The sequence below is a fragment of the Aeromicrobium marinum DSM 15272 genome (assembly GCF_000160775.2).
Taxonomy (GTDB): domain Bacteria; phylum Actinomycetota; class Actinomycetes; order Propionibacteriales; family Nocardioidaceae; genus Aeromicrobium; species Aeromicrobium marinum.
On the sequence record NZ_CM001024.1, the window covers coordinates 1297576 to 1310224 of the forward strand.

The window sequence follows — 12649 nt, forward strand, 5'->3', positions numbered from 1 at the left end:
CTTGGGCGTCAGCTGGACCATCAGCCTGCTGATGCCGCGCACGAAGTTGGACTGGACGTACTCCGGTTCGTCGACGACCTCGATCTTCTCGAAGCGCGGCAGCAGTTCCTCCCACAGGATCCGCAGCTGCATCTCCGCCAGTCGGTTGCCCATGCACCGGTGGACACCGAAGCCGAAGGAGATGTGGTTGCGAGCGTTGCTGCGGTCGATGATCAGGTCGTCCGGCCGGTCGAACACGCGCTCGTCGCGGTTGCCCGAGGCGTACCACATGACGAGCTTGTCGCCCTTGCGGATGAACTGTCCGTTGAGCATCGTGTCCTTCTTGGCCACGCGGCGCATGTAGGCCAAGGGTGTTTGCCAGCGGATGATCTCCGAGACCATGTTCGGGATGAGGTCGGGGTTGGCCTTGAGCTTCTCGAACTGGTCGGGGAACCGGTTCAGTGCGAGGACACCGCCGCTCATGGAGTTCCGCGTGGTGTCGTTGCCGCCGACGATGAGCAGGACGAGGTTGCCCAGGAACTCCATCGGACGATCGATCAGGTCCTTGGTGTCCTCGTTGCTCTGCAGCATCGTGATCAGGTCGAAGCCCGGCTCCTCGCCGGCCGCGAGCCGCGCCTCCTTGTCGCGCCACAGGGCACTCAGCCCTTGCGTTGCGTCGACAAATCCGCGGAACACCTCATCGTTGTCCGAGGGACCGCCGTTGGCCTGCTCCATAGAGCTGGCCAAGTCTGACCATTCGACGAGCTTGCGGCGCTGCTCGTAGGGGAAGTCGAGCAAGGTTGCCAACATGCGCGCGGTGAGCTCGATCGAGACACGGTCGACCCAGTTGAAGGGCTCACCGATCGGGAGATCGTCCAGCACCTCCTGGACGCGCGAGCGGATCAGCCCCTCCATCTCCCGCAGATTCTTGGGAGCTACGACGCCCTGGACGGCAGCGCGCTGGCGGTCGTGCTTGGGCGGGTCCATCGCGATGAACATGGCGACATCCATGAATCGCGGGGGCTCGCCGATGATGATGAAGGGCTCCGCGGAGAAGGTCTCATGGTCCTTGTCGACTGCGATGATGTCGGCGTGTCGGGTGACCGACCAGAAAGGACCGAAAGGGCTCTTGGCCTGAAAGTGCACGGGGGCCTCGTTGCGCACCCGCTCGAAGTACGACTGCCACTTGCCCTGTCGGTACAGGAATGGGTTGCTCAGGTCGATGTCGGCGAGGGCGATGTCTTCCACGGGGGGGATGGGCTCCTCGACGAAGATCTTCTGTCCATTGGTCCGTGTCACGAAGCGACGGGCCTTGTCATACAGGTGCGCCCCGCGGATCTGGATCGCCATCGGGACAATGGACTGAGCTCGCTCAGTCACGGCGTCGGTCACGGTAGTCAGGGTCGTCATGGTGCGGTCTTCCTCTCGACAGTCACATCTGGAACTCGGGGAGTCGGACGACGAGGCCGTCCAAGTTCTCGCTCAGCCGCATCTGGCACGACAGCCGGGAGCTCGGCTCGCGCTCGGGGTTCATGGCGAGCATCTCCTCCTCGACCGGACCCGAACGGCCGACTTCGGCGACCCACTGGTCATCGACGATCACGTGGCACGTGCCACACGCGGCCTCCCCGCCACAGTCACCGTCTACCCCGGGCACCATGTTGTCGACGGCGATCTGCATGAGGGACGCACCCTCCTCGAGGGGTGCCTCGTGCTTCTCCCCTTCGTGGGAGATGAAGGTGACAACTGACATGAAACAACTCCTTGCTCGAACGTGAGCCAAGTGTTTGCGCTCTGGTGATGCTGGGGCTATGGTCACCCGCGTCAATATGTTGTGATTTCGGCTCAGGAGGCAGCGTGAAGGCTCACGAGCCCGGGGTTCCTCCGCTGGCGTTCGTCCAGCTCTTGAACAGCGACGCCCTCGAGCCCGGCGCCGTGGCCCACTTTCGGCGGATCATCGACCACCAGGGCACCTCCGAGTTGGAGCTGGTCCGGCACGACCGACAGGTGCCGATCCGGTGGTTCCGAGAGGTCTACCCCGACCTCGACCCTGAAGGCGCCACCCAGCTCGGGCTCGCATTCGCCGAGAGGGCCCAGTTGACCTCGTTCGGCCCGTTAAGCCTTCCCCTGGTCAGTGCTGGATCCGTGACCGAGGTCTTCGAGCTGCTCGGGTACCTGCCCGTCATCTCCGGCGCCCTTCGCCCCCACTTCCACCAGGGCCAACGCAGCCTGACGGTGGGCCTTAGCGGCCACACCGGGGATCCCGATCTCGACTGCCTGGTCATTACCTACGGTGGCGCGGCGTTGCTTCGGCTGCTCGACATGCTGGCCGGCCCGCTGCCGAGCGTCACGCTGCATCTGGCCTGGAAGGCCCCCCGGTTTCCGGAGAACCCCGCAGACCTCCTGACCGGACGCCTGGCCTTCGACGCACACGCATCCTTCATCGACGTGCCCGCCGAGACCCTTCAGGCCCGCTGCCGATTCCCAGACCCAGTCGCCTACCGCCTGGCCATCGCCGAGCTGCGCCGCACGCTCGAGCGGAACACGAGCGCCACCAGCGTCACGGAAAGCGTGAGGCGACTGCTCGAGGAGGATCCCGGACGCAGCAGCAGCCAGGACATTGCGGCACTCCTCGGTCTCTCCACCAGCACCATGAAAAGAAGACTTGACGACGAGGGCACGACCTTCCGCGAGGTTCGACAATCCCTGCTACGCGAGAGGGCCATCGTCCGCCTGCTCGACCACTCCCTGACGATCAGTCAGATCGCGGTTGATCTCGGCTACAGCGACCTGGCGAACTTCTCCAACGCCTTCAGGCGCTGGACCGGGCAGTCGCCAAGCGAGTTCCGCAACGTGGGCCGACGCGGACCGGGGTGAGGATGCAGTTGAGGTCCCTGATAGTTGCTTAACGCGGTCCACGTGATCGTTGCCACGCATGTCGCCGGGACGTAGACGCGGCCACTGCCTGATTCGTCGAGTGAACCTTCCACAACCTCTGGAGAGGACCCATCACGATGACCGCTAGTCAAACTCTCTGCCCTGCCAGCTGCTCGACAACGGTCCGTCGGTCGCGTCGCCGGATCTGATGTGGGACCTGCTCACCACGGTGATCAACGCGTTCCTGTCAGCCGAAGCCGACGCGGTCTGTGTCGCCGAGTACGGCACCAGCTCGCCGGAGCGGGTTAGCTCCCGCAACAGCTACCGGCACCGGGACACCCGGGCGGCACCATCGACGTCGCGATCCCCAAACTCCGCCAGGGATCAACTTCTCCGAGTGGCTGCTCGAGCGTCGCAAGCGGGTAGAGGCGGCGCTGATCAGCGTGGTCGCAACCTGCTAACTGCTCGGGGTCTCCGCCCGTCGGATAGACAAGCTGGTGCAGCGCTCGGCATCGCCAGCCTGTCGAAATTGCAGGTCTCCCGGATGGCCGCCGACCTCGACGAGCAGGTCACGGCGTTCCGCACCCGCCCGCTGACCGAATCAGGGCCGCTCACGTTCCTGGACGCGGACGCGTTGACGATTAAGGTCACCGAGAACGGACGCGTGGTCAACGCCGTCGTGCTGGTGGCGACCGGGGTCAACGCCGACAGGCACCGTAAGATCCTCGGCATCAAGGTCGCCACCTCGGAGACTCACGCCACGTGGAATGGGTTCTTCGCCGACCTGGTCGCCCGCGGCTGACCTTTGGGCCGGACAGGGTGCTGCTGGTCACCTCTGATGCCCGTGCTGGCTTGGTCGAGGCGATCGCGCGAACCTGCCCGGCGCAGCCTGGCAGCGCTGTCACACCCACTACGCCGCGAACCTGACGGCCACCTACCCGAAAGCCAACTGGGCTGGGTCAAGGCGCCACTGCACGGCGTCTAAGACCAGCCCGACGCCGAAGCCGTGCACGCCCAGTGCGACCGGGTCCTCGACGGCCTGGTCGACAAGCTGCCGATGTGGCCGACCACCTCGATGCGCCCGTGCCGACGTGCTCGCGTGCACCGACTCCCCCAAGGAGATCTGGCGCCTGCGGATCTCGCGGTTGAGCCGCTCGTTGGGATTGTTCGATCAGATCTGACCGCGACTCGGTGGTCCGAGCTGGTTGGCGCCGTGCTCGCTGAGCAGCACGACGAATCGGCGAAGGCCGCCGCTACCTCCGCCTCGACGTCCTCGCCCGCGCCCGTGCAAGCGCCCAAGGCGGCGCCGAGCTGCCCGAACTGGATCCCGCAGCATGAGCACGACATCGCCATCCTCGTCGCCGGCGGCATCCCCGGCTGGCGGGACGAACACGGCAACCTGCGCCCTGGCCCGGCGACTTCTACGACCCCGACAGCGAAGAGGCCCGAGCCCCAGCCCGTCATCCTCAACCCCGACGGGCAGCCCTTCTAACCAACCCCACTCGAGAGATCAGCGCTTACACCACTTCCGGGGAGTTGACCGTACCTACATGGCGCCCTTCCATCGGATCCGCGCACCTCAGTTGCCACTCATGCGTGGCAGCAGACCCTGACGGCCGGCGCCCGGTCCGTGAGGGAGCGGCTGGCAAGGACTTCTCTCAGGTGCTGTCGACTCTGTACCTGGCGCGGGCGACCGTCTTTACCTCGACGTCGACGAGCGTTCGGTATTGGTCGTGATGTGGTTCCCCCCGAATCGTGGAGGGCTTCTCTATGCGGCTTCCCGGTTGGGGGCCGCGGTGTTCTCGTAGCTGACGGGGCTCATCATGCCCGCAGCGCTGTGCCGGCGCTCGTGGTTGTAGAACCCGTAGCACCAGTCCAGGACGACGGCCTGGGCCTGGCGGGTGTTCTCGAACTCGTGGCGTGAGAGGACCTCCCACTCCAAGCTCGAGAAGAACGCCTCCGCTGCGGCGTTGATGCTCCTATAGATCGTCAAGTCGATCAGGCAGCCATTTCGATCTCCTCGCCGATTGGATTGGCGGCCGTGTCCGGTGCCGGCAGGAGTCGGAAGAGTTCGCGAGCGAGGTAGCGCTTGAGGCAACGGATGATCTCCCGCTTCGACAGTCCCTCGGCGGTGCGACGGGCCACGTAGTCGATAGTCGGCTGGTGCCATCGCATGCGCACGATGATGACTCGGTAGAGCGCGGCGTTGGCCTGGCGGTTCCCGCCGCGATACAGGCGATGCCGGCTGTTGGTCTTCCCTGATCCGGCCGGGATCGGGCAAGCGCCGCACATCTTGGCGAACGCAGCCTCGGACTTGATGCGGTTGGCGTTGTCGCCGGCGGTGATCAGCATCTGCGCCGCGGTGTCGTAGCCGACGCCGACGGCCTCGACGAGTTGGGGCGCGGCGGCCGCGGTGAGCGCCTTCAGTGAGGCGGCGTGAGCCTTGGCCTCCTCGTGCAGTGCCAGCCAGCGCTGGGCCATAGACGCCAGCACGTGGCGCATCGCCGCGTCGGGGTCGGTCGGCACGACGACGGCTGGTGCTCCGCGCCGGACGGGCGGCAGAGGGGTCGGGCCCTCCAACGCCGCGCAGGCGGTGACGAGCTTGTGATCGGTGAGTTTCTCCAGCTCCGCACGCAGCGCTTCGCTTCCGGTCGCAAGAGTCGCCTTGAGCGTGATCATTGCTGTGGTGCGCGCCTGAACGGCGCCGTCGTAGGCGATCTTGACCAGTCTGATGGTCTCGACCGCGCCGTCGGCCGTCTTGGGTGTCGACAAGCCGTGCCCGGCCAGCAGTTGCCGTGCGGCGTGCTCGGCGTCGATGGTGTCGTTCTTGCCCGCGAGTCGACGTTCTGCGGCCCGCGCCGGTCGGGCGATCTCGTGGACATCGTGGCCCTGGTTGCGCAGATAGCGGGCCAGACCGACGCCGTAGGAACCGGTGCCCTCGATGCCGAACCCGATCAGGCGACCGGCGGACCCAACGAAGGCCAAGCAGAATGCCAGCAACTCCTCGAACCCGGCGATCGTCGTGGGCACGATGATGTCGCCGAGTCGGCCGCCGAGGCCATCGATCGCGACCGCAACGTGATTGTCCTTATGGGTGTCGACGCCGACGATGACATCGTCACGGCGAAGCTGCATGCTGGGCATCGGGCTGTGGATCCTCTCTCGCATTTCCGGGCGGGCTGTCCATGGCTCAGCTGGCCGGAGTGGGCGGACAGGACTGCGATGAGGCCCTGGTCGAGTCAGGCTCCTATCAGGTCACTGCCCACCCGGCCAGCAGCCTGGTGAACGCCACCACCCGGGGCCGACACGTCAACGCGAGGGCACCCGCAGGGCCGGTCGTAAGCAAGGGTCAGACCCCAGGTGATGGCGCAGTCACGATGCTCGCAGTCGAAACACGAACCGACCCGGCCCATCGACTGCCGGACCCCGAGCTGGCGGCACAACCGGGTGAACGAGTTCGCCGTGTAGGTCGAGCCCCTGTCCGTGTGAAAGATGACCCGCTGGGACTCGTCCTCGCGCCACTTCGAGCCGTTGACCGCATCCACGCCACCACGGGCAGCGACGGCCATCTTGATCGTCGCGCACGCGAGCTCGGCGTCGGGATGCAGGCCGGTGGCGGCGCCGAGCAGACGACGGGAGTACAGGTCGATCACGGTCGCCAGATAGAGCTTCCCACCCGCGGTGGGGATCTCCGTCATGTCGCCCACCCACCGGGCGTTGGCCCGGTCAGCGGTGAAGTCCCGCTTGATCAGGTCGGGGAACTTCGGGGCGGTCTTGTCCTGGCGCGTAAGCCCGTTCCTACGCTTGATCCGCCGCGCCACGAGCCCCTGGCGACGCATCGAGTCCGCGACCGTCTTCTCGCTGACCTCCCACCCGTCATCACGCAGATCAGCGTGCAACCTCGGGGAGCCGTGCAGGCCGCGCTTACGCGTGAACATCACCCGCACGGCGCGGTCGATGGTGTCGCGGCGCCGGTCCATGATGGTGAACAAGCCACTCGCGGCGGCCGGCCCCAGCGCCCGGTCGCGCCACTTGTAGAACCACGCAAGGCTGACCCCGAGCAGCAGGCAGGTCACGGTGTGCGGCACCCGGTACAGCGTCCTCTGGTCGGCGATGAAGCGTGCCACGCTCACTTCGTCGCCTCCTTCACCCACAGGACCACGGATCGCTTGAGGACATCACGCTCGATCCGAAGCTCCGCGACCTCGCCACGCAGCCGCTGGAGCTCGGCGTAATCCTCCTTGGACAGGCTCGACGAGCCATCACGCGACTCCCGGGCCTGCTTGACCCAGTTGCCCAACGTGCCCTCGACCACGCCCAGGTCACGTGCGACCTGCGCGATCGGCTTCCCGGTCTCTTCGACGATCCGGACCGCTCCCTCACGGAACTCCCGGTCGTACTTCTTCCGCTTCTCTGGCATCTCGATCCTCATTGTGGATGCCTCTACGGTCCGGGGGGGAACCTCAACTCGACCTCTGGTTCGACAAGATGGAGCTGACGGAAGGTGGGCCCAGCTCGGAGACGCTCGTGTACTACCGCTCCCACGTACGTTGGGTTCTGGATCGCGACAAGACCGAACACCCACTGGGCGCCTATCAACTACGCCACGTCCGGCCGGTGATCATTCAGGCTGCATTGGACAGCTCAGGTGTTTCGGCAGACATGCGCAAGCGGATCCGCAGTGTCCTCATCCGGGCTCTTCGAACTTGAGCGTGGTGGCCTGCTGAAGAAGGGCTCGTGGCCCTGCGCAAGCATGGGTGTTGTCGAGACATCCAGCAGCGAGGACCACGAGCTTGTTCAAGCCTACGCATGACGCTGACGCGGCGTCGATTCTGTTCAACCTGCCCGGCTACCGGGTGCTGTCCGCCGGCCGTGTCGATCCCGACGAGGCGTCGGGCCGGTGGGTGCTGGTCGAAGCCACGGCTGTGGAGGGCGGCTGCCCGGACTGCGGCGTGATCTCGGGGCGGGTCCATGCTCGTCCGGTCCAGGTCGTCAAGGACGTGCCGTGTGGCGGCACTGTGGTGACGGTGCGGGTCCGCAAGCGCCGGTTCGTCTGCGCCGAGGGCGCCTGTTCGCGGCGCACGTTCGTGGAGGAGACCGACGAGTTGCCGTTCCGGGCCCGGTTCACCACCCGGGAGCTTGTCAAGATTCCTGTGTAAACGATCGATTCCTGGTGGTTGATTTCTCTTACAGGTAGGTGTTGATGCGGTCGGGGTAGGCGATCGCGAGCTGTCCCAGCGCTTGCTTCCAGTTCGTCACGACCTGGCCCTCGACGAGTCGTCCGGCCGCCTTGCGCTGGCCAGCTGGCTTGCCACGTTCCTTGGCCCGTTCACGGGCGCGCTTGTCTTCGATGTTGCAGATCGCCAGCCACAGGAGCTTGACCACAGCTTCGTCGTTGGGAAAGTGGCCGCGGTTCTTGGTGACCTTCCTGAGCTGGTAGTTCAACGACTCGATGCTGTTGGTCGTGTAGATCACGCGGCGCAGCTCGGGCGGGAACGCCAGAAACGGGATGAACCGCTCCCAGGCGTTGTCCCAGGTCGCCACGGCGTGGGGGTACTTCTTGCCCCAGACTGAGTCCTGGAACGCTCCGAACGCCTCGCGGGCCGACTTGTCGTTCGACGCGGTGTAGATCGGCTTTAACGCAGCCGCGACGGTCTTGCGGTCCTTGTAGGACACGAACCGCATCGACGCCCGGATCAGGTGCACCACACACGTCTGCACAGTCGCGTGCTGCCAGGTCGCCTCGATCGCCTCAGGCAGGCCGACCAGGCCGTCGCAGCACACGATGAGGACGTCGCGCACACCGCGGTTGGCGAGCTCGGCACACACGCCGGCCCAGAACTTCGCGCCCTCGTTGTCCTGGATCCAGATCCCCAGGACGTGCTTGATTCCGATCGCGTCGAGGTAGACCACCGGGTAGAACGCATCGAGTGGCCGGGCCTGCCACTCGAGGATCTCCTCAGCGATCGCGTCGGTGATGTTGCTGATCGTCTCGTGGGACAGCTCGGTACCGATCGTGGAGGCAAGGTGGTGGCCGATGTCGCGCACCGTCATCCCGCCGGCGTAGAGACTGATGATCATCTCGTCCAGCCCCGACAGGCGCCGCGAGCCCTTCGGGACCAGGACCGGGGTGAACGACCCATCGCGATCGCGCGGGATCGCCAGATCGACGTCCCCGGTCTGGGTGGCGACCTTCTTCGGCGTCGTGCCGTTCCTCGAGTTCGGCACCGCCGACGCCTCGGGCGCACCCTTCTCGTAGCCCAGATGCGAGGTGAGCTCGGCCTGGAGGCCACGCTCGAGGGTGGCCTTGATCAGGCCCGGGATGAAGCCACCGTCGCCGGTCAGCTCGATCTCACCGGCATCGATCTTGGCGAACAGCCCGTCCAGCGCACCCGACGCGGCAAACTCGGCCGCGGCCTTCGCGCCCGGCAGATCGGCCCGATCAGCACGCCGCTGAGCAGCGGCCTTCTTGTACTCCGGTCGCCCGGTTCCTTCGGTCACAGCAGTCATCATCGTTCCTTTGCTGGCACCGACCGCTTACACAGACCATCTGACACCCCCCACCCGGCTGGCCGAGAAGACCCTCTCCGGGTTGCGGGCCGAGCCGCGCAGCGTGCACGCGCTCACGGTGGAGTCGGGCCTGTCGTGGCCGACCGTGATGGGCCTGCTGACCGGGACCGTCGACCTGACCACGATCCCCGAACAGCGCCTCGTCAAGCGACTGGGGGTCGATGAGCACCGGTTCCGCCGGGTGCGCTACGTCCGCGACCACGACGGCTCGGTGACGCGGGTCGAGCCGTGGTCGATCATGCTCACCTGCCTGGACACCGGCGCGATCCTCGACGTCGTCGATGGCCGCCGCGGCCCCGCGGTCAAGCAGTGGATCGCGGCCCGGCCGCGGTGGTGGCGCCGCCGGATCGAGTACGTGGCCATGGACATGTCCAGTGAGTTCCGCGCTGCGATCCGCAAGAGCCTCCCGAAGGCGAAGATCAGTGCCGACCACTGGCACGTGGTCCGGCTCGCGAACGACCTGGTCACCTCCGTGCGGCGCCGCCGGATCTGGGAAACCGAGCAGCGCCGGGGCCGGAAGGTCGACGCGGCGTGGCGCTACCGCAAGCTCCTCCTCGCGTCCTCCCACCGGCTCTCGACCCGGCAACGCGACCGACTCGCTCAGGTGCTCGATGCCGACCACCAGCTCGCACTCGCATGGGGCATCAAGGAACACGTGCGGCAACTGCTCGCCACCCGCCACATCGATGACTTCCACCGCGAATGGGCGGCGCTGGAGAAGGCGGTGAGGGCGAGCAAGCTGCCCGAGGCCGAACGGCTGCTGAAGACGCTCAAGGCGTGGCGACGCGAACTGCTGACCTTCTGCCGCACCCGGCTCACCAACGCCCGCACCGAGGCCGCGAACCTCAACGCCAAGACCTTCAAGCGCGCCGGCAGGGGGTACCGCAACCACGACAACTACCGATCCAGAATCATGGCCTACACGCCGACGCCGATGGCGGCGTGAACACCCCTCACCACGCTGAACCTCGAAGAGCCCTCATCCGAGCATTCAACATGGCGATCTTCCACGAGGCACTCAACGGCAACCCGGCTACCGCGGTCCCGTCCGTGCCGGTTCCGCGAAACAAGAAGAAGCCTGTACCGGTCAAGGACTTGGACGCCGTGCGAGCAGCCATCCGGGAGTGGGCCAACGCCGAGAAACGGAACGGCCCGAAGAGCGTTGACCTGCCTGACATCGTCGACATGCTCATCGCCACCGGCATGCGGATCGGTGAGCTACTCGCGCTGCGCTGGTCTGACATTGAACTCACTGCACCGACCGAGCGTCGCGACGACGACACCTGGTTTCCCTGGCTGATGGTCAACGGCCAGATCACATCCAAAGGAAAGCGGGTCGACTACGGCAAGACCGACGCCGCGATCCGCCCGATCGCATTGCCGGAATGGGCAGCCGCCCTCCTGCGCCACCGCAAGCTTGCGCAGCCCTCCAACGACCTTGATGCGGTGTTCATCACCCGCAACGGCACTTGGCATCACTCCACGAACATCCAGGGACGCCTCCGTCACATTCGGCTTCTCGACGACTACGCGGATGTGGCAGTGCTGCGGGACGTCACGCCTCACTCCTTCCGGAGGACTGTCGCGACCGAGATCGACGAGGTATACGACGCCGAAGCAGCGATGCACCATCTCGGCCACACCTCGAAGGTGATCACCGAGCGTCACTACATCAACCGCAAACTCGTGGTCCCCGACTATCGGGAGGCCACGGAGCGGCTCGCCCCTGGGTCCAAGGACAACGGCGGGCCATCACGCGAGGTCTGAGGACTTTCCTCCGGCCGAGGCTTCCACCCCAACCGGCCCCCAGACGCGCCCTACGCCTGTCTGAGGGCAGTTCTGCGTGTTCCCGGGCTCGCCCGTAAGCCGGCGGGCGCCCGTCGTCGTAGCAGGCCAGAGTCCGGGCCGAATTTCGCAAAGCGAGCCCAAAGTGAGCCCTCCGGGCGATTTTCGGGGCTTCAGTCCGGGGCCGCGGAATTACATCACCGCAGGTCAGAGCCGGTTTTGATGAGCAGAGCGACGCATTCGACGTGGTGCGTCATCGGGAAGAGCGCGAAACCTCGCAGGTCGGCCAGCCGGTAGCCGGCTGCCGCGAACCCGGCCAGGTCCCTCGCGAGGGCGGCGGGGTCGCAGGCGACGTGCACGACCGTGCGGGGCCCCAGCGCCGCCACCGCCTCCACGACCCGCTTGGCGCCGGCGCGAGGCGGGTCCAGCACGACCACGTCGGCGCGGTCCCCCACCAGCCCGTCCCTCAGGGCTCGCTCGGTGGTGGCGGCGTGGAGACGGACCTGCGCCACGTCGTGCAGGTTGCGGCGGGCATCGCGCGCGGCCACGGGGTCGGCCTCGACCGAGTGCACGAGCCCGTCCGGACCGACGGCGTCGGCGAGGAAGGCCGTGAAGAGCCCCACCCCGGCGTACAGGTCGGCCACGACGTCGCCGGGCCGCACGGCTGCTCCAGCCATGACGGCATCGACGAGGGTCCCGGCTGCGGCGGGGTGGACCTGCCAGAAGCCCGAGCCGGTCACCCGGAACTCGTGGTGCTCGACGACCTCGGTGAGCGCGGCCGATCCGGCCCTCACCACGCCGTCGACCGCCACGACGCCGTCCGTGGCGGCCTCGAGGGCGTCCTCGACGGTGGCGTCGGTGACGAGCAGGCGATGGCCCGCGGAGGACACGATCGCCTCGACCCGGTCGTCGTCCCACTCCTGCAGGTGCACGTCGGGCAGACCCGGGTGGGCGATCTCGCACCGGTCGACCGGCACCACCTCGTGCGACCGGTGCCGGCGCAGACCGGCCCGGCCTGCCCCGTCGACCGCCCACGTGACCCGCGTGCGCCACCCGAGATCCGGCGCCACCGCCTCGACCTGCCCCTCCCACGTGATCCCGGCCAGCCGCTGCAGCTGTTCGGCCACCACGGCGGTGAGCAGCTCTCGCTGGTGGGCCGGCGTCGCGTGCTGGAAGTCGCAGCCGCCGCAGGTCCCCGCCCAGCGGCACGGCGGGACGACCCGGTGAGGCGACGCCTCGATGATCTCGACCGCGTCGGCGCGCAGGAAGGTCCGCGAGGACTCGGTGACCTCGATCCTGACCGTCTCGCCCGGCAGGGCGTGGCGCACGAACACCACCTGCCCGTCCAGACGGGCGACGCAGTGGCCGCCGTGGGCGACGGGACCGACCTCGACGACGGGCATGCGGCGATCGTAGACCCCGGTGCCGGGCGGTCGCG

General features: G+C 66.9%; 11 protein-coding genes and 2 pseudogenes. 5 read left to right on the top strand and 8 right to left on the bottom strand.

Features of this window, described 5'->3' with window-relative positions; all coding sequences use genetic code 11:
* Positions 1 to 3 precede the first annotated feature (3 nt).
* Together HMPREF0063_RS06690 and HMPREF0063_RS06695 are read right to left on the bottom strand one after the other, a co-directional pair.
* Positions 4 to 1389 (bottom strand): annotated as a pseudogene (locus HMPREF0063_RS06690) (cytochrome P450); the annotation flags it as partial.
* Between the two features lie 22 nt (positions 1390 to 1411).
* Positions 1412 to 1732 carry a 2Fe-2S iron-sulfur cluster-binding protein gene (locus tag HMPREF0063_RS06695; RefSeq protein ID WP_007077899.1) on the bottom strand — a complete coding sequence of 107 codons (321 nt, stop codon included), beginning with the start codon at positions 1730 to 1732 and terminating at the stop codon, positions 1412 to 1414.
* Positions 1733 to 1743: 11 nt separating this feature from the next.
* On the opposite strand from HMPREF0063_RS06695, the gene HMPREF0063_RS06700 reads away from it, so the two are divergent.
* The gene (locus HMPREF0063_RS06700) at positions 1744 to 2856 is read left to right on the top strand and encodes a helix-turn-helix domain-containing protein (RefSeq protein WP_245527745.1); all 1113 of its coding nucleotides are present in this window, start codon (positions 1744 to 1746) and stop codon (positions 2854 to 2856) included.
* A gap of 157 nt (positions 2857 to 3013) precedes the next feature.
* A pseudogene (locus HMPREF0063_RS06705) lies at positions 3014 to 4194 on the top strand (IS256 family transposase).
* Positions 4195 to 4624: 430 nt separating this feature from the next.
* On the opposite strand, the gene HMPREF0063_RS16555 reads toward HMPREF0063_RS06705, so the two are convergent.
* From HMPREF0063_RS16555 to HMPREF0063_RS06730, 4 genes are all read right to left on the bottom strand, one after another.
* Positions 4625 to 4849, bottom strand: coding sequence for an integrase core domain-containing protein (locus HMPREF0063_RS16555; RefSeq protein ID WP_007077903.1), 225 nt, complete (start codon positions 4847 to 4849; stop codon positions 4625 to 4627).
* A 5-nt stretch (positions 4850 to 4854) separates the two neighbouring features.
* The gene (locus HMPREF0063_RS06720; RefSeq protein ID WP_040320152.1) at positions 4855 to 6000 is read right to left on the bottom strand and encodes an IS110 family RNA-guided transposase; all 1146 of its coding nucleotides are present in this window, start codon (positions 5998 to 6000) and stop codon (positions 4855 to 4857) included.
* 95 nt (positions 6001 to 6095) lie between these two features.
* On the bottom strand, positions 6096 to 6983 hold the full coding sequence (locus HMPREF0063_RS06725) for an IS3 family transposase (RefSeq protein ID WP_245527746.1): 888 nt from the start codon (positions 6981 to 6983) through the stop codon (positions 6096 to 6098).
* Between the two features lie 2 nt (positions 6984 to 6985).
* On the bottom strand, positions 6986 to 7276 hold the full coding sequence (locus tag HMPREF0063_RS06730) for a transposase (RefSeq protein WP_040320621.1): 291 nt from the start codon (positions 7274 to 7276) through the stop codon (positions 6986 to 6988).
* A 373-nt stretch (positions 7277 to 7649) separates the two neighbouring features.
* Between HMPREF0063_RS06730 and HMPREF0063_RS06735 the strand changes: the two genes are divergently transcribed.
* Positions 7650 to 8015 carry a transposase family protein gene (locus HMPREF0063_RS06735; protein ID WP_007077909.1) on the top strand — a complete coding sequence of 122 codons (366 nt, stop codon included), beginning with the start codon at positions 7650 to 7652 and terminating at the stop codon, positions 8013 to 8015.
* Positions 8016 to 8043: 28 nt separating this feature from the next.
* Here HMPREF0063_RS06735 and HMPREF0063_RS06740 read toward each other — a convergent pair whose 3' ends face one another.
* Positions 8044 to 9288, bottom strand: a complete 1245-nt coding sequence (locus HMPREF0063_RS06740; protein ID WP_040320622.1) for an IS256 family transposase — start codon at positions 9286 to 9288, stop codon at positions 8044 to 8046.
* Positions 9289 to 9376: 88 nt separating this feature from the next.
* Here HMPREF0063_RS06740 and HMPREF0063_RS06745 point away from each other — a divergent pair, with 88 nt between their 5' ends.
* Positions 9377 to 10372: an ISL3 family transposase gene (locus HMPREF0063_RS06745; protein WP_007077911.1), complete on the top strand. Its 996-nt coding sequence runs from the start codon at positions 9377 to 9379 to the stop codon at positions 10370 to 10372.
* A gap of 50 nt (positions 10373 to 10422) precedes the next feature.
* Complete coding sequence (locus tag HMPREF0063_RS06750; RefSeq protein WP_050760918.1) at positions 10423 to 11193, top strand: tyrosine-type recombinase/integrase; 771 nt, start codon at positions 10423 to 10425, stop codon at positions 11191 to 11193.
* Between the two features lie 215 nt (positions 11194 to 11408).
* Here HMPREF0063_RS06750 and HMPREF0063_RS06755 read toward each other — a convergent pair whose 3' ends face one another.
* On the bottom strand, positions 11409 to 12614 hold the full coding sequence (locus HMPREF0063_RS06755) for a class I SAM-dependent RNA methyltransferase (RefSeq protein ID WP_007077913.1): 1206 nt from the start codon (positions 12612 to 12614) through the stop codon (positions 11409 to 11411).
* Between the last annotated feature and the right edge of the window lie 35 nt (positions 12615 to 12649).

Coding starts and splice junctions, on each gene's coding strand:
- HMPREF0063_RS06695 (WP_007077899.1), bottom strand. CDS start 1,732: ATGTCAGTTGTCACCTTCATCTCCCACGAAGGGGAGAAGCACGAGGCA.
- HMPREF0063_RS06720 (WP_040320152.1), bottom strand. CDS start 6,000: ATGCCCAGCATGCAGCTTCGCCGTGACGATGTCATCGTCGGCGTCGAC.
- HMPREF0063_RS06730 (WP_040320621.1), bottom strand. CDS start 7,276: ATGCCAGAGAAGCGGAAGAAGTACGACCGGGAGTTCCGTGAGGGAGCG.
- HMPREF0063_RS06750 (WP_050760918.1), top strand. CDS start 10,423: ATGGCGATCTTCCACGAGGCACTCAACGGCAACCCGGCTACCGCGGTC.
- HMPREF0063_RS06755 (WP_007077913.1), bottom strand. CDS start 12,614: ATGCCCGTCGTCGAGGTCGGTCCCGTCGCCCACGGCGGCCACTGCGTC.